A 25,147-nucleotide genomic window follows, 5' to 3' on the forward strand; every position below is an offset into this window, starting at 1 on the left:
TTCGATTAATTTTATTAGGATTATTGTAGTTCGCCACAATTTCATCATTGAAGCACCTGAACATTTTGTTCAAATCAACCATTAGATTTATAAATAAAAATTATTTTAAATAGCTAAAAGCTTAGTTATTAAGTCGTAAAAATTACTACTCTCTTCAAAATCTGCTGCAAAATTCAGTTTCTCAATCTTGTGCTTTTACTTTACCCGCCACCCAAAAGCTTTTATAACAGGACAAACATGAAACGTATCTTTATATAAACCCAAATCAATCGTTCAATTTATATTCAAATAATTACTCAGGAAGCGCTTTTTATCATGGATCAAGCCACCATTATCGCTGCAGTCGACCAGACCATTAGTTCCCGCCATTCGGTTCGTGCCTTTCTGGATACTCCGGTGGAACCAGAAACTATTAAAGAAATTTTACGTGTTGCCAGCCGGGCACCGTCCGGAACCAATACCCAGCCCTGGAAAGTGTATGTGGTCACCGGCACAAAACGTGATGAGCTGGTGCAGCGTGTCTGTCAGGCGCAGATGGAGATTTACCAGAATCCAGCCCTGGCTGAACAATATAAGGAAACTTTTTCCTATTATCCGCAGCAGTGGTTCTCACCTTATATTGACCGTCGCCGGGAAAATGGCTGGGGCTTATATGGTTTGCTGAATATCCAGAAAGGTGAAAAAGAGAAAATGGCACGTCAGCAAATGCGTAACTTCCAGCTGTTTGATGCGCCAGTCGGACTATTCTTTACCGTGCATAAGGATCTCGGCATTGGCTCAAAAATGGATATTTCCATGATGATGCAGAATGTCATGATCGCCGCTAAAGCTCGTGGACTGGATACCTGCCCACAGGCCGCCTGGAACCATTTTCATAGCATCGTCCTGGATGTCATTGGCGCACCAGCTGAAGAAGAACTGGTCTGTGGCATGGCACTCGGTTATGCCGATCCGGAACATATTGTGAATACTTTTATTACCCCACGTGTTCCAGTCGAGGAATTTACAATTTTTGTAGATGAGTAAAGCTTTCTTGTAAATCCAGAATAAATACCGTCACCCAATTAATCTACTTTGAGTGGCGGCAGCTGCAGTCGGTAAATGGTATTTGCTGCCACACCCACAAAGATCAGCATCACCAGTGCCATATTTAGCAAGGCATTCCACAACATAAAGTTCAGCAGTAACCCACCGAGCAACCCGCAGGCAAACTGCATACTGCCCATAATCGCACTCGCTGTTCCGGCACGAGCCCCTTGCTCCGACATGGCAATCGCCATCGCGTTCGGTCCGGTAAAACCTATCGATGCCACCACCATAAACATTCCCAGAATAACAAGTAGCAGTGACTCAGCACCCAGCACACCTAGAACCAGCAAGCCAATTACCCCAGTTAGCTGTAGCGTGGTTCCGATTCTTAAACGACTCAGGATATTAAAACGATGTGCCAGCCGTTTGTTCATTGTAGAGAACAGCATGATACCGATGGCATTACCACCAAAGATATAGGCAAACTGCTGTTCAGACAGATGAAAATGATCCATCAGAATCGCCGAAGATGAAGTGATATAGCAGAACAGCACCGCACTGGAAAAACAACCAGCGATCATCGGCTTGCGGAAACTTTCATCTTCAAAAATGGTCTGATAAAGACTGAGCACTTGCTTAAAACTCAACTGCAGGCGGCGTTCCGGTTCCAGTGTTTCCTTAAAGAAGAAATGCACACAAGCCAGAATCACCAGACCAAATAGCATCAGCAGTACAAAGATCATATGCCATTCAAACAGCACCAACACCCAGGCACCCAGACTCGGCGCGATAATCGGGGCAATGGTACTGACGATCATCATGCTGGCAAAGGCCTGTGCTGCCGAATTCATATCCAGACGGTCACGTATCGCTGCCCGGGCGATGACCACTCCGACACAGCCACCTAATGCTTGTAATACCCGAGCAACAATCAGGCTCCATTCATTGGGTGCCAGCGCACACAGCAAACCTGCAACTACATACAGACTCAGGCCAAAATAAAGCGGTGGCTTACGTCCGATGCGGTCACTTACCGGGCCATAAACCAGCTGACCTATAGCCAGTCCAAGGAAATAAGCGGGCAGACTGTTCGCTACCTGTTGCGTGGTCGTCCCAAAGTCACGTGCCATTTGCGGCAAGGCAGACAGATACATATCAATGGAAAGTGGACCGAGTGCCGTTAGGGATGCCAGCAGAATAATCCAGGACATGGCGTAATTTTTATTGGCCGTGGTTGTCGTCATAAAGATATTTAGAATTTAAATGCGCAGTGTGCAGACAAGTTTACACAGGGCATAGTATGATTTGTAACGCAATTATATTTATTTTTTATTGCGATATTTTCATCACCTTATTGAGTTTCTGACTAAAGAAAACGGTATAGAAGGACGAATCTTGAAACCCTGGCTCTCTCGTCTCGCCCGAATCACCAGTAATACGACTTTTATGTATAACCTGCGTATGGTCATCGCCTTTGCGGGCACGGCTTTTGTGCCCTATCTGATGGGTCAGCAGCTGATGACCATTCCCCTAACCTTGGGTGTAGTGGCCGCGGGCTTAAGTGATATTGATGACCGCTTCTCGGTGCGGATTCTGAACCTGTTCTATACCTATATCGGTTTCTTTGTCACCGCCGCTGCAGTTTACCTGCTGTTTCCTTATCCGGTACTGTTTGCGTTGGCACTGATCGTGTCCTGTATCGGCCTGATCCTGCTCGGTTCGCTAGGACGGCGTTACGCTACCATTTCCTATGGCTGTCTGGTGATCTCAGTTTATTCAATGCTAGGGGTTGAGCTGTTTGATGGCTGGTACACCCAGGCCGGCCTGCTGGTGATTGGTGCCATGTGGTATGGGCTACTGTCCACCATCAGCTTTCTGCTGTTCCCGGCCCGTCTGGCTCAGGACAATCTGGCCAAATGCTATTCTTCTCTTGGTGATTTTCTTTATGCCAAATCGAACCTGTTTGATGTCGACATGACCCCAAGCAGCTACCAGCACAGCATGATTGAACTGTCCCTGGAAAATGGCAAGCTGGTCTCAATTTTCAATGACATGAAAACCACGCTGCTGACCCGTTTGAAAGGTGACCGTGGCCAGCGCGATACTCGTCGTAGCCTGCAATATTATTTTATTGCCCAGGACATTCATGAACGGGCGGATTCAGCGCATATTGATTACCAGAAACTGGCCAAGATTTTTGAACATAGCGATATCCTATTCCGCTTCCAGCGCATTCTGTCGATTCAGGGCAAGGCCTGTAAGGATCTGAGTGAAAGTATTCTACAGCGTAAGACTTACCAGCATAACAAGCGCTTTAAACATGCCTTTAAGAACTTGCGTCATTCGCTGGATAAACTACGCCAGGAGCAGCAATACGATGAAGTCTGGATCAGTGCACTGTTTTCTCTGTACCAAAACCTGAAATCGATTGATGCGCAGCTGCGCAACCTGGAAACTGAACGGCATATCAAGTTCGACAAAGCCAAACAGGCGGAAAACCAGCTCAAAGATGATGACCTGAAAGGCTGGGAAGATATCAAGATCCGCTTCAAGCAACATTTAACTCCAGAATCGGTACTGTTCCGTCATGCAGTGCGCCTGTCAATCGTGTTACTGATTTCCTATATTTTTGTGCAACTGACCCATATCCAGTACGGTTACTGGATTCTGCTGACTGCCCTGTTCGTCAGCCAGCCAAACTTTAATGCCACCAAGCGTCGTTTGCGTCTGCGGATTGTCGGGACTTTAGTCGGAATCTTGCTCGGTTATGCGATTCTGTATTTCATCCCATCCGTAGAAGGCCAGTTATTGCTGCTGATTCTCAGTGGTGTGCTATTCTTCGATCTGCGCAGTAAACAGTATGCACAGGCCACCGCCTTTATTACCATTCTGGCGCTAATCAACTTTAACCTGGATGGTATGGGCTTTGCCGCTGCCATGCCACGGATGATTGATACGCTGATTGGCTGTGCCGTGGCCTGGTTTGGGGTGAGCTTCATCTTCCCGGACTGGAAATTCCGTCGGCTGCCACGCAACATTCAACGTTCGCTAGGTGCACAAATCGATTACCTCACCGAAGTCATTGAACAGTATAAATCTGGTCGTAATAATGGCCTGCGTTATCGCGTGGTGCGCCGTGCAGCGCATAATACCGATGCCGAAGTCGCCTCCCTGATTTCAACTCTGGCAACCGAACCCGATGTCGATCCGGTACTAAAAAGTCAAGCTTTTGAATTTTTATGCCTCAACCATACCCTGCTCAGTTATATTGCTGCGCTTGGGGCCCATCGCGACAAGATTGAAGATCAGGAAATCCTGAATCTGTTCGACCAAGCTCTGGAGGACATTCGTGGTGCATTATTGGCGGATGAAGTGCCTGATCTCAGTGCACAAAACATGATCCAGAATATCCGCCAGCGTTTGTCGCACCAGCAAGAGGAAGATCACAAATCGCTGATCATTTTGCAGCAGCTGTCTCTGATGTTCAGTATCTTGAATCAACTCAGTCAGTTAAAGCAAAGTTTGAGTCATGAACGCGATGAAGATGCCACCGAATTGGCTTCCTTATAATTTGACTGATTTTGGAACAATATACTCACTGATTTGGTACAAATAATGCTAAACTTTTTGCAGTTTTAAATTTGTAAATTTCACTATGACCGCGAAAAATTTATACGCCTATACCCTACAGCCTGTGAACTATGAAATTTCAGAAGAAGAGCAGCGCCATGCGCAGCTGCTGATCTGGCGTAGCACCAATAAAATCGGCACCAAAGCTTGGGCTATTATGGGAGTCGTTTTAGCCCTTTCTATCCTGGGTATTATCCTGCTAAAAAACTACTCCACCGTATTCTGCTGGATTGCGATTGTCTGTGTGGTTCTATACTTCCTGATCCGCAAGTTTGGACTGGAATGGTATGTCAAACGCAAGATGAATGAATTTCCGGTTCAGGAAATCAAAGGCATTCGCCTGGGTGTACAACCTCACGGTATCGTAATGCGCCAGAAAATGGGCCTGCAAGAAGGTGTCGGTGCGATTGGCTGGAAAGACATTTACGAATGGTACAATGCTCCAGAATTCCTGTTGCTGAACTTTAAGGTCAAAGGCCAGCAAGGTGCCTATATCCTGCCTAAACGGATGGACAGCAAGAACTTCTCCTTCGAAACCATTCGCAAGCATCTACGTGAAGAAGTAGGCGCGCCTAAAGAGCTTTAAGCCAAACCTTCTACTCAAAAACCTCCTGCTTCGGCATGGAGGTTTTTTTATATTCTAAATATGGTATGAGCCACAAATGATAATGAGAATAAATATTATCTACAAAATTCATTTTTCCTGTACAATCTCCCCCTATAATCAACGCATTTTTTAATTAACCCCTCGACCACATAACGACCATGTTTAAAAAAACCTTTTTCCAGATCCACTGGTTTCTTGGGATTACTGCCGGTCTGATCCTGTCCCTGATGGGAGTAACAGGTGCGATCTATTCCTACGAACAACCTATCCTGAAATGGATCAATAGCGACAGCTATACCGTACAGGCACAACCGGGACCGAAACTGACGCCGGCCGAACTGTATCAGCACTTTAAGCAACAGGATCCTGCACTGCAGATCAACAGTATCAGTATTGATGCCAGTCCGACAGGCTCCAGTACCGTCAATATCGCCAAGGAAGGTGAACGTCGTGGCTACAACATGCTGGTCAACCCATACACTGCGGAAGTCCTCCCAGAAATCAAGGGACGTAAATTCTTCAAATTTGTGGAGCAGTTACACCGCAACCTGACCCTGGGGCCAGTCGGCAAGCAGCTGACCGGTGCCTGTGCGCTGATGCTGATTTTCTTTGTGCTGTCCGGTTTGTACCTGCGCTGGCCAAAACGCCATTCCATCAAGCAATGGTTGGCGTTTAAGCCCCAACTTAAAGGCCGTAACTTTATCTGGGATCTGCATGCCGTTGCCGGCACCTGGGTGGCAATTTTCTACCTGATTCTGGCATGTACCGGTCTGACCTGGTCTTATGACTGGTGGCGCAGTGGCATGTATAAAGTCATGGGCGTAGAACGACCAAAACCAGAAATGCAGCAAGGCCCGGGTGGTCGTGGCGGTGAAGGTCAAGGCCGTGGCGAAGCACGCGGTGAACAGCATCGTGGTGAAGGCCAACGTGGTCCACGCGCTGAAGCCGAGCAGGCACGTGGCGATATGCGTGGTGAGCGCCGTGAAAGTCGAGGTGAAGGTGAACGTGGGCCGCGTGGCGAAGAAGGTCAACGCGGAAACCGTGGTGAAGGTCGTGAACCAAGTGTAGATGAAGCCGTATTACTTACAGCATTGAATAAAAGCTGGAGCGGTTTCCAGAATGAATTTAATGACAAATATTCATCGGTCACCTTTAACCTGCCGAAAAAGGCCGATGGTGAACTGAAGCTAAGCTTTACCGATGTTAAAGTTCAGCATGAACGTGCGCGTAATAATGCAACCTATAACTATCAAAATGCAGCCTTCACTTCAGTGGAACTGTATGAAGACAAGAAACTGAATGAAAAAATCATGAGCAGCATGTTACCGGTACACCGTGGCAGCTTCTTTGGTCCGGTTTACCAGTTCCTGGTCATGCTCGCGTCCCTGACCATGCCGCTGTTCTTTGTCACAGGCTGGTTACTGTATCTGAAACGTCGTAAACAGAAAAAACTGACGCTTGCAGCCCGTCAAGGCACTGCAGCCGTTGATCTGGATCCAAATGCCAAACCGTGGCTGATTGCTTATGCCACTCAAACTGGTGTTTCTGAACAGCTGGCTTGGCGTACAGCCACTGCCCTGCAACAGGCACGCCAACCTGCTACAGTAAAACCAGTACAGCAACTGACGCTGACAGACCTGCAACAGGCGGAACAGGTGCTGTTTGTCGCGAGCACCTATGGTACCGGTGAAGCACCGGATCTGGCTTCTTCGTTTGAGAAGAAAATTCTGTCTAAAAAGGCTGACCTGAAACATCTGAGCTATGCGGTATTGGCTTTGGGTTCCAAGGAATATCCGGAAACCTTCTGTCACTTTGGGCATCGTATCGATGAATGGCTAAAAAATAATGGTGCCAAACGTCTGTTTAAGATCATTGAAGTAGACAATGCCAATAATGCGGATATCCAGCAATGGAATATGGCATTAGCCGATGTGACCCATCTTGATCTGCAAGGCATGGGCATTGAGAAAACCTTTGACCAATGGACCTTAGTGAAACGAGGACTGCTCAATCCGGGCAGCCAAGGGGCGCCTGCCTTTAATCTGGAACTGAAGCCGCAGCATGAAGCCAATTGGCAAGCGGGTGATATTGCTGAAATCCAGCCGGGTAATAGTGCAGAACAAATCCAGAATTTCCTGGCACAGCAGAAGCTTGAAGCTGGTCAATTGGTGCCAGGAACTCAGCAAACCATTGAACAGGCGCTGTGGAATCGCGACCTGACGGTTACAGTAAAACCATTTAATGGACTGGATGATTTACTGGAACAGTTACCTGCCCTGCCAACACGTGAATATTCGATTGCCAGCATTCCAAGCCAGCAGTTCCTGCGTCTGGTCGTGCGTCAGCAACGTAATGCTGCAGGTGAGTTAGGTTTAGGGTCAGGCTGGCTGACTGAGTATGCAGCATTGAATGCTCCAGTTGCGCTGCGTATCCGTAGCAATGATGCCTTCCATCTGATTGCTGACAATCGCCCAATCATCTGTATTGGTAATGGCACCGGTATTGCTGGCCTGATGAGCCTGCTGCATGCCCGTAACCGTCAGAACTATAATGACAACTGGCTGATCTTTGGTGAACGCCAGCGTGAACATGACTTCTTCTTCCATGAGCCCCTAGAAGCTTGGCTGAATATGGGTACTTTGAAACGTCTTGATTTGGCGTTCTCACGTGATCAGGCTGAAAAAGTCTATGTACATCATAAGCTGCGTGAAGCTGCAGATGAACTAAAAGCCTGGCTTGACAAAGGTGCCGTGATTTATGTCTGTGGTAGTCTGAATGGCATGGCTAGCGATGTCGATCAGGCCCTGATTGAAATTCTTGGTGAAACAACTGTCGATCAGTTACGTCATGAGGGTCGTTATCGTCGCGACGTATATTAATTTATTCAATGCATTAAAAACCGGGCCAAGTTGCCCGGTTTTTTTTCTTGTCTATTCTTCCGAAATATCTACAATCAACCTAAATAAAAATGACAGAATGCTCCATGCCAGGTTTTTATAAGCGTCTGATTAGCACCCTTACTGGACTATTACTGATTGCCGATAGCATGTGGCTGCTGGCACATGACAAGATTCATCTGGGCATTTTACTGCCACTTGTGATCGGGATTATGCTGATCTTGTATGCCCTATTCTTTTATCATTTTCAACAATGGCAACAAAAAACCAGATTTCGCAGTAATTTATGGAAACTCATGTGGGCTGGATTTTTAACATGGGTCGCTAGTGTTGTAATTTTCTTTGGTTTTATTGCCAGCAATATCAATAGCGACAATATCCAACAGCCCACTAAAGCCATTCTGGTCCTAGGTAGTGGTATCGAAAATGGCAAGCCCTCACCGATCTTACAAAAACGTCTGGATGCTGCAGCTCATTATGCACAACACCATCCAAAACCATTGATCATTATGACTGGTGGTTTAGGTTTTCAGGAAAAATATACTGAAGCTGAAGTGATGCAGGCTTATTTCAAGAAAACGTATCCTACAATTTACAATCCAATTGCATTGGAAGCTCAAAGTACTAGTACCGAACTGAATCTACGAAAATCCAAAATGATTCTAGATCAGCATCAAATCCAGCTCAGTGATCCAATTGCGATTGTGACCAGTGATTTCCATAGCATCCGGGCTCGGGCCATTGCCCAGCATCAAGGCTATAGCAATGTCATTAATATCAGTGCAGAAACTCCACTGTATATCCGCTATAACGCCTGGCTACGTGAATATTTTGCCTTTCTCAGCGGTTGGCTATTGAATGAATATTAATTTTCCAAATCAATTAATTAATGAATACGGATATGGCGCGGTAATGGAATCTCGCCAGTTCTAAATAATTCCGGCTTCTGCACATAAATCTGATACAGATAATTTTTGATATCCAGCAGCATTTTCTCTGGCGCTACCAGAATATTCTGCCCTTCTGGGGTCAGATCTAAGGATAAAATGGTACTTTCTTCACGTAAGAAAGGAATGACTTTTTCAATAAAGTCCTTAAAGCTGATTTCCTGAACTTCATAATTGGCCCAGTTATCTTTAATGACCAGTTTGGCTAGCCCCTTACTTTGCCAAGTAGCAAATGCTTTTTGACCAGTCGGCGTTGCACACAGTGCCCAGCCATCCTGATACAAGGCATAAATGCCGCCCTGTGCCACAATGGCTTCAATAAATTGTTTATAGGCTTGTGAAGGATCGTAAGGGGTATTTTGAGTTTTAGTGGCTGCCTTGCGCTGATATGGATTTCTCATAGCCATGAAATCTTATAAATTATTATAATCTATGAATTCTATGAAAAAAGGCGTTTAAAGGCAAGAAGGAATATGGTGGGCGCTGACGGGATCGAACCGCCGACATTCTGCTTGTAAGGCAGACGCTCTACCAACTGAGCTAAGCGCCCTGAGGAATAAAACAACACTGTTGTTTTTATGACGCAAGAAAGAAACTTGCTTTGAAGACACATTTTCCACATCAGGGAATGAAAAATGGCGCAGCGGACGGGACTCGAACCCGCGACCCCCGGCGTGACAGGCCGGTATTCTAACCAACTGAACTACCGCTGCATCGCGTATATCTTGAGAAGATATGGTGGGCGCTGACGGGATCGAACCGCCGACATTCTGCTTGTAAGGCAGACGCTCTACCAACTGAGCTAAGCGCCCTTAAAGGGTCAAACTGTTTTGATTCTTAGGATGGCGCAGCGGACGGGACTCGAACCCGCGACCCCCGGCGTGACAGGCCGGTATTCTAACCAACTGAACTACCGCTGCATCACAAAAAATCTGGTGGGCGCTGACGGGATCGAACCGCCGACATTCTGCTTGTAAGGCAGACGCTCTACCAACTGAGCTAAGCGCCCTCAAAAGGTCTATCATGTAAATGGCGCAGCGGACGGGACTCGAACCCGCGACCCCCGGCGTGACAGGCCGGTATTCTAACCAACTGAACTACCGCTGCACTTACACAATGTCGCTATTGTGGCAAACGATGGATCGAGAACTTTAAGTGGCGCAGCGGACGGGACTCGAACCCGCGACCCCCGGCGTGACAGGCCGGTATTCTAACCAACTGAACTACCGCTGCACTGAAAGTGTCTCAACTTTGAAAGAAGTTTGGTGGGCGCTGACGGGATCGAACCGCCGACATTCTGCTTGTAAGGCAGACGCTCTACCAACTGAGCTAAGCGCCCTTTCAAATCGACTTCATCGCTTGATGAGGTGCATTATAGAGAATCTTCTCAGCGTGTCAAACGCTTTTCCAAATGTTTTCCACTTTTTAAGTGCGAGTGATTAAAAAATAGGTGGATCACCCAAAAAAACAACACTTTTTGTTTATTTTTTAGGTTCATACCGAAAATTTTAAAATCTCGACATATAGCTGCAGTATTTCAGATCGTTTAGATCGCACAGGGATTAATCCAGCTGATCTTCGAGCGACCATTTCGCCGAAATAGTATACAAAGCTTTGCCAACGGGCACGTTGTGATCATGTAAAAAATCATTTACGAAAGATATGTATGGAGGGAATTGCTGTATTTTCTTCAATACTTATCGAACACTTCGCATTTTTTGAAGATCAATTGCAGAAGGTGTAATTGTTCCTTCCCCGATTGAAACGTGAATAATGCAATAAAAAGCCCCCTCACCTGTTCATGATAAAGTGGCTTTGAAGCATAGAATATAGGAATGATTATTTTGCTAAAGGCTGTTCCGAAATATAGACCAGTGCATTTTCATCCACCAGTTCAAACAGCTCAACCAGGTCTATATTCCGCATGCGAATACAGCCGTGTGACTCCGGAATCCCCATCGGCTCAGTATCTGGCGTACCATGGATATAGATGTAACGTTTGTAGGTGTCGCAGCCTTCACCACAGTTAAAACCTTCCTCCAGACCACTCAGCCATAAAATCCGGGTCAGAATCCAATCCCGGTTAGGAAACTGTTGAGCCAGTTCTTCCGAATAGACTTCGCCTGTCGCCTGACGTGCGATAAAAACACTATTTAATGGCGTATCTGCACCAATCTTTTCTGCAACCTTATGCCAACCACGCGGGGTCTTGCCGCTATTTTCCTGCTCGCCTATACCATTTTTACCAGTCGAAACCGGATAAGATTTACCGAAGCGAGGTAAATAAAGTTGTTGCGCAGCCAGATCAACCAGAATATCCGCTTGTTCCAGATTCCATTGTGACATCAATTATTCCCTTTCAGATGGTACGTGTTGCTGCTCAGTGCCTATGACAGGTTCCGGACGACACCACAACCAGATCGCCACGATTAGCATGGTGACATCGGTAAAAATCTTGACCGCTAATGGCGCAGTGGTAAACAGCATGATGATGCTACTAATAAACATCATGATACTGGCAATCCATTTGGCTTTACGCGGTACCGTACCATTGGCACGCCAGTCTCTTAAAGTCGGACCGTATTTGGGATGATTCAGCAGCCAGGCATCCATTTGTGGCCAGCCTTTAGACGCTGCCCAGGCGGCGAGAATCAGGAAAACTGTTGTTGGCATGCCAGGCAAAACCGCACCTATAAAGCCCAGGATCACAAAAATGACCACCAGACTTCGCCAAAACAAGATTTTCATACCACAACCCTAGCCACAGAATTAGGGTAGTATAAAGTGTTTTCTACACTTATCCGTTATATTTCTGCATATTTACTTGGGACATTTCATGCCAGCATCCGGCCAAAAACAGGATTTCTTTGAACCATGGCAACAGTATCAGCATCCACTGGTACGCCAGCTGGCCTTTGCAGTAGGTAGTCCGAACATTCTGTGTAAAATCCCTGCAGACCTGGACCTTAAGCATCATTTTGACCTGCATGATGATCAGGTCTGGCAGCAACATTTGCAGAATTACCATCCTCGACTGCTGCAATTGGACCAAAACCCACAAAAGCTTGAGAATTTTGTCGGCCAACTGAAAAGCACCCGCCTGGGACTACGTTTTGAGATGCTAATTTGGTTCTGGCTACTGGATGATGCTTACCATCCTTATACTTTGCTCGGTCACAGCATCCAGAAAATTGATGGTCCACGAACGTTAGGAGAACTGGATTTCCTGTTACTCAACCAGAGCACCCATCAAGTTGAGCACTGGGAGATTGCCCTGAAATATTATCTGGCTGAAGCTGATTTTAGTCTGCCACATTGGTATGGCCTTAATCGTAGTGACACCTTGTATCGCAAACTTAATCATTTTACCCAGCAACAGTTCCAGTTTCAGGAAGCGGCGGGCTATTCGATTGATCAACGTTACTGCATATTAAAAGGTCAATTATATTTACCGACTCAATACCATGCACCTCTTCCTGACTGGGTGAATCTGGGACGGCGTTTGGGCAGTTGGGGTTACCAGATTCCACCGAAAGAAAAAGGCTTCTATCGCCTGCAACGGCATGAATGGATCTATCCGAATCAGAACGTGAACGGTGATTATCCACATTGGTGGACTAATGGCTTATATAAATCGGCTCTTAATGGCGAGTTCTATATGTTTCGGGTTCCGGTACTGATTTAATGATTACGGAAAAATTTGATAACTAATACATTAATTTACTTAAGCACTATCAAAACCACATATTTTTTCAACGGTATATTTTTTAATCTAAGTCCCACATCATAATAATTTTATTATTGATAATACGGAGATGATGATGAAAACAATTCTAGTAACTTCTTTGGCATTGGCATTTGTACTGACCGGCTGTAATACCGTAAAAGGTGTTGGTAAAGACGTATCTAAAGCTGGTGAAGCAGTGACCGGTACAGCAGAAAAAACCTCTGACGAAATCCGCCGCAACTAATTCAGCATTTTGCATAAAAAACCCTGCACTTATCAGGGTTTTTTTATGCCTAAGATTCACAAGTTACCGCATCTTCGCCTATCATAGGGCCCACAATATTCCCGATTGATGAATGAATCTCATATGACTTCTTCCGCAACTCTCGATTTAAGCCTGCAACTGCTCCGCCAGCCTTCCGTTACTCCAGTCGATCATGATTGCCAGAACATCATGGCAGAACGCCTGAAAAAAGTGGGCTTCAACATCGAAAACATGCGTTTTGAAGATGTCGACAATATCTGGGCACGTAAAGGTACTGAAGGCCCAGTATTCTGCTTTGCCGGCCATACTGACGTCGTGCCAACCGGTAATCTGGATGCCTGGAATTCAGACCCATTTGCCCCTGAAATTCGTGATGGCAAACTCTATGGCCGTGGCAGCGCGGATATGAAAACCGCACTGGCAGCGATGGTAGTTGCAACTGAACGCTTTGTCGAAAAATGCCCAAACCACAAAGGTTCGATTGCTTATCTGATCACCTCGGATGAAGAAGGTCCATCGATTAATGGTACTGTAAAAGTCATCGAGACTTTAGAAGCGCGTAATGAGAAAATTACCTGGTGTCTGGTCGGTGAACCATCCAGTACCAACAAGCTAGGTGATGTGGTTAAAAATGGCCGTCGTGGCTCGCTGAATGCAAACCTCACAGTAAAAGGCAAACAAGGCCATGTGGCTTACCCTCACCTTGCCGTAAATCCAATTCATGTTGCCTCTAAAGCTATTGCTGAGCTATGTGACACAGTTTGGGATAATGGTAATGAATACTTCCCTGCGACCTCTTTCCAGATTTCCAATATCAATGCCGGTACTGGTGCTACTAACGTGGTACCAGGTACGATGAATTTACTGTGTAATTGGCGTTATTCTACTGAAGTAACAGCTGAAGAACTTAAAGCACGTACCTTAGAAATTTTAGATCGTCACGGTCTGGATTATGAAATCAACTGGACTCTGTCTGGCCTGCCATTCCTGACCCCAGTGGGCGAACTGGTGAATGCTGCTAGAAATGCGATCCGTGATGTCACCGGCACTGAAACTGAGCTATCCACTTCGGGGGGTACTTCAGATGGCCGCTTTATTGCCCCTACAGGTGCACAGGTACTGGAACTCGGTGTCCTTAATGCCACCATCCACCAGATCAATGAACATGTCGATATTGCCGATCTGGAGCCATTGGCTGAGATTTATGAAAAAATTCTGATTAACCTGTTGGCAAACTGATTCAAACTTATTTAAGCAAAATAAAAAAAGGAACTCCATCGAGTTCCTTTTTTACGTCTGGAAAATACTTATTGACTGATAGCTGACTGGATATGTGCCATATTTGGAATATGAAAACGCTGCTCCCCCATACGTACATACTGGAAAATCGCAGGATCAGTGACTTCCTGATCATCATCGACGATTTCTGAAATACGTAAACGAATGGTCTTCGGCATTTCATTGCACATCAGGGCAAAACGCTGGCTGACTTCATCGCCTTCAATTACCAAGGCTACACCACTGTTACGGCTTGGATCATTTACAGCATATACCGGCAGCTTGGCTTCATGCCAATCCACCGTTTTTACCTGCGTGCTACTGTCCAATGCAGACAGAACAATATTCTGTGGCAACAGCATCGGATCTTTGCCGTAACAGTCAATAATATAGGCATCGATAAACCCCGTAGAAACTGTAATCAGGTGTTGCAGTTCCTGCTGACTGATCTTGTCTGCCGCGACGCTACTTAAAGTGTTTTGACTCATGCATTACCCCTGTTGAGCAGCGATTAGTTCTTGAATATTGGCAAGCAGTTCAGCTTCCTGGAACGGTTTACCCATATAATGGGTGACGCCCAAGCTGAAGGCACGTTCACGATGCTTCTCGCCAGTACGTGATGTAATCATGATAATTGGCAAGTTGCGGTGAATATCGTGGTGGCGTACCAGATTGGTCACTTCGAAACCATCCATGCGTGGCATCTCGATATCCAGCAGCATCAGATCCGGACGAACATTTTCCAGCTGCTCAATTGCATCCACACCATCTTTGGCGGTTACCACATCGTAACCCTGACGTTCGAGCAGACGCGAAGTAACCTTACGCACGGTTACGGAGTCATCGACGATCATCACCAGACGGCGGGCATTACCACGACGTGACAGATCCTGCTGATCGGATACCTGTTTGATGCGTTGTGTTGCCTGTGCCTGACGGGCAACATTCTGACCGTCGAGAATCAGGCAGACACTACCATCGCCGAGAATTGTTGCACCGGCAACTACCCCAATATTGGCAAACTGCTGGCCAATTGGTTTCACCACAATCTGTGCACGTGAACCGACTAACTGGTCTACCAGCAAGGCAATACTCTGACCATTGTTGCCTTTGATCAGCAACACTGGCAGTGAGTTCGCGATGTTATTCAGACGTGGCACTGGCTGATTGGCAACAAACTCAGACAGATAACGCAGTTTGTAGTTCACGCCATCAATCTTGAAGTAGTCATCTTTACTGTTGAAGTAAGTTTCCAGAGTGGTTGGTGCAATACGCACGATACGGTCGATCTGTGCCAGAGAAATTGCATACTGCTGATCGCCAGCTTTCACCATCAGGGCATCGCTGACTGCTACTGTAGTCGGTACGCGAATGGTAAAGGTCGTGCCTTTACCCAGTTCAGATTTCACTGAAACATGACCACCGAGCGCCTTGATCTCGCTTTGTACCACGTCCAGTCCCACACCACGACCAGAAATCTGGGTGACCTCTTTCGCAGTACTGAAGCCTGGATGGAAGATGAACTGCAACAGCTCTTCCTGATCCACCTGCTGCTCTTCTTTCAGCAAGCCTTTCGCAATGGCTTTGGCACGGATCGCTTCTGAGTCAATCCCTTTACCATCATCACTAAAGGAGATGAGTACATCAGTACCCTGACGGCTGATGTTCAGTACAATCGAACCCACTTCCGGCTTGTTCAGCGCAATACGCTCTGCGGTATCTTCCAGACCATGGTCGATCGCGTTACGCAGCATGTGCTCAAACGGACTGACCAGACGTTCCAGAATATTACGATCCAGTTCACCTTCTGTATTCTGAACAATCAGTTCGGCCGGACGGTTCAAGGTGGTCGAAGTCTGACGAACGATACGTTGCAGACGAGGCAACATACGGTCGAATGGTACCAGACGGGTACGCATCAAGCTTTCCTGAATTTCAGCTTGAATACGTGACTGTTGCAGTAACAGGCCTTCGGTATCACGGATTTTTTCCGCCAGCGTTGACTTGAAGTCGATTAAATCCGATGCAGATTCAGCCAGCGATTTCGACAGCTGGTTCAGAGAGGAATACTGGTCCATCTCCAATGGGTCGAAGTCGGTATAGCGCGAGTTTTCAGCACCGTGCTTGGCAATAATCTGGGTTTCCAGCTCGCCTTCCATTCGGCGTAACTGATCGGCCAGACGCTTGATCGCCAGTTCCATCTCGTTCAGGGTATTGCCGAGCTGCCCCAGATCCATCTCGATACGCGAACGGTTAATCGAATTCTCACCCGACAGATTGATCATCTTCTCAACCAGATCAGCCGAGATACGGATCATTTCGTTGCTGTTGTCAGAAGCCGCTGTTTCTGCCCACTCACCCATCATATTAGGTGGTTCAGTACCATCACCCTGAACAAATTCAAAGCCAGTAGTAATATCAAGACTTTCAGTTTTGGTCAGACGTTCCGGCAACTGTGCAGTGACATCGACAAACTCAATTGCATCTAACGCAGTCTTGATCTGTTCAAAACCACTGTAATCATGCTTGAAGATTGCCTGAGCCAGCCATTTCCAGGTCTGCTGTAACAGGCTGTCGTAGGCATTGGAGTTGAAATGATGAACCGCGAACTGTTCGAAAGTGGTTTCCAAACCATAGGCAATAGTTGCGATGGTTTCGTCGCCTGCCATACGCGCCCCACCTTTAATACTGTGGGCCGCACGTTGTAATTGGAGCAGCAAGCTACGGTCACTACGCTGGTCGAACCATTGTTCCAGCAGCTTCTCAGCATTTCCTAGAATCTCTTCAGATTCTTCGCGGAACGTCTCTGCAACAATCGCTTTCAGTTCGTCTTCTTCTGAAACAGGTTCAACTGATGCTGCAGCTACTTCTTCAACAACTGTTTCTTCAACCGGATCTAACAGAATTTCCGGTTCAGAAATTTCTGCTACAGACTCAGTGCTTTCAGCTTCAACAGCAATCTCTTCACTATCTTCTTCCGATTCTGCTTCCACAGCAACCACAGGTTCAACCACTGCAGTATCGACTGCTGTAGTCGCTGTTGCTGTACCCGCAGCCAGTGCCTGGATGTTTTGCAGGATATTAATGGTTTCTGTCGCTGGATAATCAATCAGTTCATCACGGATGGTCTGGATACGGTCAGAAACACTATCCTGTACCAGTCGCACAATCTGGATCAGTGCTGGTGATACCGCAATCTGCTGACGAATCACGCGTTCATAGATGCTTTCCAGTTCATGCGCAATCGAACCGATATTGGTTGCTGCAATCATGTTTGCACCACCTTTGAGGGTGTGCAGATAACGCATCAGGTTATTGAGTGATTCAGTATTTTCTGGTTCACGTGCCCAGGTATTCAGGTCTTCGTCAATTCCTGCTAGCAGCTCATCGGCTTCTTCCAGGAAGATATCCAGCAGATCTGCATCGAAGTCACGATTGGAAGCATCATATTCGCTCTGTTGACGGTCCAGATCCATACATTGACTGATGGCAGCAAAGTCAACACTACCTGTAGCTACAGGAGCAGCCTCAGGTGCTTCTACCACTGTTTCAGGCGCTGCTTCTGGCTCGAATTCTTCAATCTCTTGCTGTACAAAGGCAGACAGATCCGCCAACAGTTTTTCAACTTCTGCGCTGAGAATCACGCGTTGACCTGCAGCCAGGGTATCGAACAGGTGGATAAATTCCTGATGCGCCTGTGCGAACAGCTCAAAGGCATAATCGCTTTGCAGCAACACTGGTCGATGAATCAGTGCATCATAAGCCGCTTTTAACTGTGAGGCGAATTCATGAATACCCACAGCTGCACGGTTATCCGTATGCGCCACCAGTTCAGCTGCCTGCTGGCTTAAGGCTTCAATATAAGCTGGATATTCTTCAACGGCACGGCGGTCAAATTCAAACTCGGCATCCAGCAACTGGTCGATATTCAGTTCAACCAGACGGGATACCAAACCTTGCGACTGCACCGCATCATGATCTTCGGTAGTGATAAAGCCGTAGTCATTCCAGGCTGCATCAAAAGTTGCAGAAATCGCATCCAGTTGTTCAGTTTTGCCCTGACGCAACAGGTGCAGATAATCACCCACAAATTCAGAATATTGCTGCAACAAGGCAATTTCTTTGGAAGTCGATGCAATTTCGTCTTGAACCAGTGTTTTAAACAGGTTTTCAACCTTAGAGCTGGCATCAAAAATCTGGTCAATCTGCGCCATAGATGAACTGCCACGCAGGGTATGCAGCGCACGAATCAGACTGTTGTAATCCTGCTTGGCAATATTTTCATGCTTCAGGAAGTCATAAATCGTTGCCAGATGCTCTTCAGCTTCTTCAATAAAGATCGCAACCGTTTCTTCCAGATCGCTACGTTCCTCTGCAACGGTTTCAACAGTCTCTATTGCTTCTTCAGCCGTAACCTCATTTACAGGAGTTTCAACGTTAGGCGTTTCTTCTGTTGTATCTGCAAGTTCAAGACCAGAGTATTGGCCTTCAGCCGTCAGTGTATCTGCCAGCTGTAATAATTCTTCTAATTCTGGTTCTGGGGTCTGCTGCTGTTGCAGTTGCTGCCCAAGCAATACGATTGGGCGCAGATCCACGGTTAATGGTTGTGTCTGTTTAAAGCATGGATACAACAGGTATTGATAGACATTCAAAGTTGCCTGAGCAAACTTTTGAATAGTTGGTGTCAGTTCAAGTGTGCCTGACAATACCCGGTTGAGGGTATCTTCAACTGTCCAGGCAATTTCACCGGCCTGTTTCGCCCCCACCATACGCCCTGAACCTTTTAAGGTATGGAAATGGCGGCGAATGGTCGTCAGTGTTTCTTTATGATCTGGTGTGGCAAGCCACTGTGGAAATAAAGCGTTTAACTCGACAAAGATTTCTTCAATCTCTTCGACGAAAATTTCTAAAATTTCAGCATCTTGATCAAGATAACTATCTTCAGGAAGCGCTGTCGTTTCAACTAAGTCTTTTAATATTTCTTTCATAGCTAAGGCTTCTTACGTATTTCCGCCAAGAAGGGTGCTCAATCTGTATCAGGATTGTCACGCGAGACCTCACTTTGCAGTCAGGTACATCTTGTCGAGGCTTTATCTGTATGTGGATGTGCCTTCATCTAGACAAAGACACATCCTCCCCCAAAGTTTTCTGACTTATTCTGGAAGTTTAAAGTCAGATACAGATTCACGTAATGCATCCGCCATGTTCGCAAGTTCAGATACCGAACGTGCTGTGTCGAATGTTGCAGTGGTGGTTTGCGAAGTAATTTCCTGTACGACGTTCATCGTAGTTGCAATATGACCTGCAGATGCTGCCTGCAGTTTCGCTGCATCGGAAATGTTCGCAATCAGTTTTGCCAGGTTGTTCGATACGGTCTGAATTTCATCCAGTGCCACACCGGCATCCTTAGACAGGTTCGCACCACGTACAACTTCCGCTGTGGTTTGTTCCATCGAGATTACCGCTTCGTTGGTATCGGTCTGAATGGTTTTTACCAGGCCTTCGATCTGTTTGGTTGCCGATGCTGAACGTTCCGCTAGACGCTGTACCTCATCCGCTACCACGGCGAAACCACGACCTGCTTCACCCGCCATAGACGCCTGAATCGCAGCGTTCAATGCCAGGATGTTGGTCTGGTCGGCAATATCGTTAATCAGGGCAACGATGTTACCAATCTCTTGTGAAGACTCACCCAGACGTTTAATACGTTTAGATGTTTCCTGGATCTGTTCACGAATTGTGTCCATACCTTCAATCGAACGGTTTACGACATCCGCACCATTTGCTGCGATCTGTACCGAACGTTCCGCAACGACTGCAGACTCTTCTGCGTTGGCAGATACCTGGTCAATCGACAGTGCCATTTCGTTAATCGCAGCAGATGCACCGGCAATCTCTTGCGCCTGGTGTTCAGATGCTTCAGCCAGCTGGTTGGTAATACTCTGTGTGGTCGCAGTATATTGCGCAACTTCTTGAGACGTTTCCGTGATACGGGATACCAGATCACGTAACTGGTCGATCGCGAAGTTAATCGAGTCGGCAATCGCACCGGTGAAGTCTTCAGATACGGTTGCGTATGAACGCAAGTCACCGTCCGCCAAGTCCGCGATTTCATCCAGTAAACGTAGAATCGCATTCTGGTTACGGTCATATTCTTCTTGCAGACGGGTTACACGTTGTTTATCTGATGCACCACGCAGTGACAGCAGTTTGAATACACAGACCAGGAAGCCGGTTAATAACAGGATTAACAGAATCGCAGGAATCGTAGTTTTTAGACCCGTACTGCCAGACAGCTTGTTCAGGTTATCTAACAGTTTGTCAGATTGACCGAAGATTGAAGCAGACGCCTGACGTACCTTCACGATTTGTGCAGAGTTTTTCAGGATAGTCGAAGCTGCTGATTGCAGTACATCTTCATATTCAGCCTTGATGCCTTCTAATGATTCACGTAGTGCTGGATCAGTGATTTTCAGTACGCCCAGTTCTGCTGAACCGTTTAACTGTGCATTCAGGTAAGAACCGAAGGTTTCGGTATCGGCACTGAAGTCGTCCGCAGATTCACGAGAACCATCATTACCTGACAGTACCAAGCTGATCGAACGCAAGATACGTTCTGCGATGAACACCTGGTTTTTCGCAATAACCACCTGGTTAGAAGGCATGTCCTGACGCGCCATCTGGTCAACCATCAGGTTGTATTCCGCCTGAATTCCAGGAATCGCTTCACCAATCGCAATGTTGGTGTCATATAACTGGTTAATGATTTTTTGTTGAGACGCAATCAGGTCAATACTTTCAGAGATTTCAGACCATTGCTTGTCTACAGTTTGTAGTGCTTCATTATTGGAATGAATGCTTTTGACTGTTTCCAGGTTCTCAGCAAATGCCTTTTGAGAATCGGTCAGGTTTTTCATTGCTTCAGGAGTACCGGAAGCCGTCGCTTCAGTCGCCTGACGAGAAATGGTTTGAGAAAGCAGACGCAATTCACCAAGACTACGTGTTAATTCGTTACCACGTGGCACACTATAGAAAAGGTACAATAAGGTGATGGTTGCTGCTAACAGACAGCCAATTGCCCCATAAATTAAAGGTTTAGACTTTTCACTATCCCCAAATACACGTGACCATTGATCTGCTTGTGATTGAATCTTTGCTAAAAAGGCATTACCGCCTTTGCGGTCATTACCCTCACCTGTATTTTTCTTTTTAAGCTTAAAGCCCATACAGCCTCTCCCCGAATTTACGCCCGGCTTCTTACGTGCGACAAATTAATTTATAAATTTTATAGATGCATTCATATATTTTGGATTCTGCAACAACCGACTGAACAGGAATACATGCCATCGCTGGTTATGCTGATGGAAATAGCCCTGGCAATACTCTTGCAGGTGCTGATCCAGTTCAGTGTTTTTAGAAAAGAAACTTTTCTTGTTAAAGTGTTGAATCCCCAAAACCTGATCTACTACCAGGCCGACATACTGTTCATTATGGTTAATACATAAAACTTTTTGAGTTGGCGAGTACTGGCTTCTATGTCCAGACATGTATTGAGCCAAATCCGATACTGCAAGCAGCCTGCCTCGAATATTTGCCAGCCCAAGCACCCAAGGCTGGGTATTTGGGACTGGTGTATATGTTGGCGGATATATGACTTCTGATACTTCCCCAAGTGGAGCAACAAAATATTGCCCCATCATCTCAAAAGCTATGCCTGACCATCGGTTCGCTTCATTTTCATTGGAAACGTAGTTTTTATTACCCCGTTTAGCAATGCGAAGCAGTTCGATAAATCCGTTCGCTGCCATAGCGTTTTATCCTGCATTGAGGTGGTGTTTGATCACATCAATTAACTGGTTTTCATCTACAGGTTTGGTCAGATAATCTGCAGCACCCTGACGTTTACCCCATACACGGTCAGTTGCCTGATCCTTGGTACTTACAATTACGATAGGGATATGTTTTGTAGTGGCCCCACGTGCAATCTGGCGAGTTGCCTGGAAGCCATTCACCCCTGGCATCACCACATCCATCAGCACCAGATCCGGCAATTCTGCCTGTGCCATGGTCACCCCATCTGCCCCGTTGGATGCTTCAATTACTTCAAAACCGTTTTTAGTTAAAATTTCACGAAAGCGGAATGTTTCTGTCGGTGAATCATCAACAATTAGAATACGTGCCATGCCCATTATCCCCAAAAAAATTCAAATATATTACGCGCTGATGTGGTTGCGGATTGCGTTCAGCAACTCATCTTTGCTGAATGGCTTAGTAAGATACTCATCTGAACCTACTACACGGCCTTTAGCCTGGTCGAACAAACCATCTTTACTTGATAGCATAATAACAGGAATGTTCTGGTAGTTTTGCGAGTTTTTAATCAAGGCACAAGTCTGGTAACCGTCTAGGCGCGGCATCATGATGTCTACAAAAACGATATCGGGATTTGCCTCTGCAATTTTGGACAGTGCTTCAAAGCCATCCACTGCAGTAACGACTTCACACCCCTCACGCTGAAGAAGAGTTTCCGCTGTACGACGAATGGTTTTTGAATCATCAATGACCATAACTTTTAGATTTTGGAATTTATCGTCCATTTCTTAACCCTTCCCATTTTAAAAACCATAAGCAACGCGGCTTATAGTGGAAATTTATATATGTGTCGATTATTTTTAACATACCTGTCTGGGCATTATCAACGAGCATTTTCTACCCAAGTAGGCAAAAAGATCAGTTTTTAACAACGATTTCACACTTTCCTTGCTTCAATGATTTTTTTTTGACTTGCTATTTAGAGGTGAATAGTTTTTTATTGGAGTAATTAGGCATAATATATCAGTATTATTATTGTAAAATAAGTAATTTAGTCAACTTTAAATCTCATTTATTAGTCAACTGTCATTTGTGGAGCCAAACATGCGCCAGCTTGGGGAAAAACCTGCTTCTTTGGATCAAGTAAAATCCATCTTCAAGAAGACGGCGATCTTGACCACACTCCTGTTACAAGCGGCATTGACAACCACAGTTGCAGCCTCCAATACTGCGCCTGGCAAAGCCAAATGGTACCGTTACTATGATAGTAAGGGCGTGCCTACTATTAGTACCAATGTGACCCCTAATCATATTCGTTATGGCTATGAAGCCTTGGATGCCAACATGCAGGTCATCCAGCGTGCCAAGCCTTATAATGTCGAAGCAGATATTCGTCAGGCACCTAAACGCGCCGCTCAAGTAAAACAACAGGTTGAAGACCAGAAGTTAAAACGCGCCTACAATAACAGCCAAACCGCGATCCAGAAAAAGAATGAAACCCTGTCCCAGCTGAAAAAGCAGATCGAATTCCAGCAAGAACAGATGAAGCAATTACAAAAAGACCGGGTGAGCTTTGTCCGTCAGGAACGTGAATATCTGCGTAAGGGTCAGACTGTGCCAGCGCATTTAAAAACCACCCTGGCCAATAATGAAAAAAATCTGCACGCACAAAAAGAAAATATTCAATCTTTACAAACTCGCTATCGAAACAAGGAAGCAGAATACGACAGAATTATCCAGCGTTTAAAAGCGCTTGAATAATTAAGCATTTCCTGCAGCTGCTTCAGTGGACAGCGCGATATAAGGACCCTTATGCACTCCGCACCCTATATTTTGACCAAGAAAAATTCTAAAACCTGTCGTTCCACTTTTGCACTCAGCCTGCTCTGTTTGAGTCTGCTATTAAGTGCTTGCAATAATAAAGAAGCTGAGCCTACTCCATCACAAACTACGCAGTCCGTTGAACTGATCCAGCAAGACCTAGTCGCGGTTAAAACTGGTAATGCAGTTCAGCGCACCACCTTTACCGGCACCATTCGTGCCGTGAATCAAAGCAGCATTCAGGCACAGGTCACTGCAACTGCGACCAGTGTTAATGCACAAGTTGGTCAGCGCGTCCAAAAAGGTCAAATCCTGGTACGGCTGAATAATCAGGACAATGCTGCCCGGTTGGCTCAGGCACAGGCCAACCGCGCTTCTGCCCAAGCACAGGCCAATCAGGCCCGCCTGATGATGGAGCGCAAACAACGCTTGCTTAATCAGGGCTTTATTTCCCAAGCTGAATATGAACAAAGCCGGGTCGACTATCAGACCCAGCTGGAAAATGTCCGTGCGCAACAGGCCAATGTCGATATTGCGCAAAAAGCGGATCGTGATGGGATTATCACCAGCCCAATTAGTGGCGTAATTACCCAACGTCAAGTTGAACCAGGACAAACCGTCACTGCCGGACAAACCCTGTTTGAAATCGTGGATCCAGATCAACTGGAAATCCAGGCCAAAATACCAAGCGAAATGCAGGCGGATTTAAAAGTTGACAGTAAAATCGAATACCGTATTCAGGGCAACCCTAACCTGCTCACTGCAGTAATTAGCCGAATTTCCCCGATTGCTGATCAGGCCAGTCGACAAATCGAGTTTTTTGCTCGTCCAAATGAAACTATTACCTCTCTAAGTATCGGCGCTTTTGTCGATGGTGAAATCCTCAGTTCACGCCAAGTAGCTGGGCAACTGATTCCACTGGATACCATCCGCGATATTCAGAACAAGCCTTATGTCTGGGTGATTCGACAAAACAAAATTATGAAGCTGAATGTTGAAGTTCTGGACCAGCGCTATAACGACAATCTTGCCGTGGTACGGGGACTGGAAGCTGGCGATCAGGTCAGCCGAATTACCTTTACGGATGCTGATATCCATAAAACGGTCAGTGTCAGCCAAAACTAAATTATTAAA

The 25,147-nt window shown here is 46.1% G+C and carries 20 protein-coding genes and 8 tRNA genes; 10 read left to right on the forward strand and 18 right to left on the reverse strand.

What is annotated here, in order from left to right:
* The first annotated feature begins 315 nt into the window (after window positions 1–315).
* On the forward strand, window positions 316–1,026 hold the full coding sequence (locus ABEF84_RS11640; RefSeq protein ID WP_034583284.1) for a nitroreductase: 711 nt from the start codon (window positions 316–318) through the stop codon (window positions 1,024–1,026).
* Window positions 1,027–1,064: 38 nt separating this feature from the next.
* Here ABEF84_RS11640 and ABEF84_RS11645 read toward each other — a convergent pair whose 3' ends face one another.
* A complete protein-coding gene (locus tag ABEF84_RS11645; protein ID WP_034583287.1) occupies window positions 1,065–2,273 on the reverse strand; it encodes a multidrug effflux MFS transporter in 1,209 nt (402 codons plus the stop codon).
* 151 nt (window positions 2,274–2,424) lie between these two features.
* Between ABEF84_RS11645 and yccS the strand changes: the two genes are divergently transcribed.
* From yccS to ABEF84_RS11665, 4 genes are all read left to right on the forward strand, one after another.
* Window positions 2,425–4,599: a YccS family putative transporter gene (gene yccS, locus ABEF84_RS11650; protein WP_034583290.1), complete on the forward strand. Its 2,175-nt coding sequence runs from the start codon at window positions 2,425–2,427 to the stop codon at window positions 4,597–4,599.
* A gap of 85 nt (window positions 4,600–4,684) precedes the next feature.
* On the forward strand, window positions 4,685–5,245 hold the full coding sequence (locus tag ABEF84_RS11655; RefSeq protein ID WP_034583292.1) for an SdpI family protein: 561 nt from the start codon (window positions 4,685–4,687) through the stop codon (window positions 5,243–5,245).
* 179 nt (window positions 5,246–5,424) lie between these two features.
* Window positions 5,425–8,145 (forward strand): sulfite reductase flavoprotein subunit alpha, encoded by a 2,721-nt coding sequence (locus tag ABEF84_RS11660; RefSeq protein WP_347453010.1) that lies wholly within the window; start codon window positions 5,425–5,427, stop codon window positions 8,143–8,145.
* Window positions 8,146–8,249: 104 nt separating this feature from the next.
* A complete protein-coding gene (locus ABEF84_RS11665) occupies window positions 8,250–9,032 on the forward strand; it encodes a YdcF family protein (protein ID WP_347454768.1) in 783 nt (260 codons plus the stop codon).
* A 17-nt stretch (window positions 9,033–9,049) separates the two neighbouring features.
* Here ABEF84_RS11665 and ABEF84_RS11670 read toward each other — a convergent pair whose 3' ends face one another.
* From ABEF84_RS11670 to ABEF84_RS11720, 11 genes are all read right to left on the reverse strand, one after another.
* The gene (locus tag ABEF84_RS11670) at window positions 9,050–9,511 is read right to left on the reverse strand and encodes a DUF2750 domain-containing protein (RefSeq protein ID WP_034583299.1); all 462 of its coding nucleotides are present in this window, start codon (window positions 9,509–9,511) and stop codon (window positions 9,050–9,052) included.
* Between the two features lie 73 nt (window positions 9,512–9,584).
* Window positions 9,585–9,660 (reverse strand) — tRNA-Val (locus ABEF84_RS11675).
* Window positions 9,661–9,746: 86 nt separating this feature from the next.
* Window positions 9,747–9,823, reverse strand: a tRNA-Asp gene (locus ABEF84_RS11680).
* 23 nt (window positions 9,824–9,846) lie between these two features.
* Window positions 9,847–9,922, reverse strand: a tRNA-Val gene (locus ABEF84_RS11685).
* Between the two features lie 31 nt (window positions 9,923–9,953).
* Window positions 9,954–10,030, reverse strand: a tRNA-Asp gene (locus ABEF84_RS11690).
* Window positions 10,031–10,043: 13 nt separating this feature from the next.
* A tRNA-Val gene (locus tag ABEF84_RS11695) sits at window positions 10,044–10,119 on the reverse strand.
* Between the two features lie 21 nt (window positions 10,120–10,140).
* A tRNA-Asp gene (locus ABEF84_RS11700) sits at window positions 10,141–10,217 on the reverse strand.
* 49 nt (window positions 10,218–10,266) lie between these two features.
* Window positions 10,267–10,343 (reverse strand) — tRNA-Asp (locus tag ABEF84_RS11705).
* 30 nt (window positions 10,344–10,373) lie between these two features.
* Window positions 10,374–10,449: transfer RNA gene (locus ABEF84_RS11710), tRNA-Val, on the reverse strand.
* Window positions 10,450–10,949: 500 nt separating this feature from the next.
* On the reverse strand, window positions 10,950–11,456 hold the full coding sequence (gene elsL / locus ABEF84_RS11715) for a cell wall-recycling L,D-carboxypeptidase ElsL (RefSeq protein ID WP_034583302.1): 507 nt from the start codon (window positions 11,454–11,456) through the stop codon (window positions 10,950–10,952).
* Between the two features lie 3 nt (window positions 11,457–11,459).
* A complete protein-coding gene (locus ABEF84_RS11720; protein WP_034583304.1) occupies window positions 11,460–11,858 on the reverse strand; it encodes a YbaN family protein in 399 nt (132 codons plus the stop codon).
* 88 nt (window positions 11,859–11,946) lie between these two features.
* Between ABEF84_RS11720 and ABEF84_RS11725 the strand changes: the two genes are divergently transcribed.
* The 3 genes from ABEF84_RS11725 (at window position 11,947) to dapE (ending at window position 14,341) form a co-directional block, all read left to right on the forward strand.
* Entirely contained in the window at window positions 11,947–12,795 is an 849-nt protein-coding gene (locus ABEF84_RS11725; protein WP_347453012.1) for a DUF1853 family protein, read from the forward strand.
* A 136-nt stretch (window positions 12,796–12,931) separates the two neighbouring features.
* A complete protein-coding gene (locus tag ABEF84_RS11730; protein ID WP_034583309.1) occupies window positions 12,932–13,081 on the forward strand; it encodes an entericidin A/B family lipoprotein in 150 nt (49 codons plus the stop codon).
* 123 nt (window positions 13,082–13,204) lie between these two features.
* Complete coding sequence (gene dapE / locus ABEF84_RS11735) at window positions 13,205–14,341, forward strand: succinyl-diaminopimelate desuccinylase (RefSeq protein ID WP_034583312.1); 1,137 nt, start codon at window positions 13,205–13,207, stop codon at window positions 14,339–14,341.
* Window positions 14,342–14,409: 68 nt separating this feature from the next.
* Here the strand turns inward: dapE and ABEF84_RS11740 are convergent, their stop codons facing one another.
* From ABEF84_RS11740 to pilG, 6 genes are all read right to left on the reverse strand, one after another.
* The gene (locus ABEF84_RS11740; protein ID WP_347453013.1) at window positions 14,410–14,868 is read right to left on the reverse strand and encodes a hypothetical protein; all 459 of its coding nucleotides are present in this window, start codon (window positions 14,866–14,868) and stop codon (window positions 14,410–14,412) included.
* A gap of 3 nt (window positions 14,869–14,871) precedes the next feature.
* Window positions 14,872–19,368: an Hpt domain-containing protein gene (locus ABEF84_RS11745; RefSeq protein ID WP_347453014.1), complete on the reverse strand. Its 4,497-nt coding sequence runs from the start codon at window positions 19,366–19,368 to the stop codon at window positions 14,872–14,874.
* A 165-nt stretch (window positions 19,369–19,533) separates the two neighbouring features.
* A complete protein-coding gene (locus ABEF84_RS11750) occupies window positions 19,534–21,606 on the reverse strand; it encodes a methyl-accepting chemotaxis protein (protein WP_347453015.1) in 2,073 nt (690 codons plus the stop codon).
* Between the two features lie 45 nt (window positions 21,607–21,651).
* Window positions 21,652–22,188 carry a chemotaxis protein CheW gene (locus ABEF84_RS11755; protein ID WP_034583323.1) on the reverse strand — a complete coding sequence of 179 codons (537 nt, stop codon included), beginning with the start codon at window positions 22,186–22,188 and terminating at the stop codon, window positions 21,652–21,654.
* A 6-nt stretch (window positions 22,189–22,194) separates the two neighbouring features.
* Window positions 22,195–22,563: a response regulator gene (locus ABEF84_RS11760; RefSeq protein ID WP_034583325.1), complete on the reverse strand. Its 369-nt coding sequence runs from the start codon at window positions 22,561–22,563 to the stop codon at window positions 22,195–22,197.
* Between the two features lie 30 nt (window positions 22,564–22,593).
* Window positions 22,594–22,977 (reverse strand): twitching motility response regulator PilG, encoded by a 384-nt coding sequence (gene pilG, locus ABEF84_RS11765; protein ID WP_034583327.1) that lies wholly within the window; start codon window positions 22,975–22,977, stop codon window positions 22,594–22,596.
* A 319-nt stretch (window positions 22,978–23,296) separates the two neighbouring features.
* On the opposite strand from pilG, the gene ABEF84_RS11770 reads away from it, so the two are divergent.
* Window positions 23,297–23,953: a hypothetical protein gene (locus ABEF84_RS11770; RefSeq protein ID WP_034583329.1), complete on the forward strand. Its 657-nt coding sequence runs from the start codon at window positions 23,297–23,299 to the stop codon at window positions 23,951–23,953.
* A gap of 51 nt (window positions 23,954–24,004) precedes the next feature.
* On the forward strand, window positions 24,005–25,138 hold the full coding sequence (locus tag ABEF84_RS11775) for an efflux RND transporter periplasmic adaptor subunit (protein ID WP_347453016.1): 1,134 nt from the start codon (window positions 24,005–24,007) through the stop codon (window positions 25,136–25,138).
* Window positions 25,139–25,147: the final 9 nt, after the last annotated feature.

Source organism: Acinetobacter sp. ANC 7912 (assembly GCF_039862785.1).
GTDB classification, from domain to species: Bacteria; Pseudomonadota; Gammaproteobacteria; order Pseudomonadales; family Moraxellaceae; genus Acinetobacter; species Acinetobacter thermotolerans.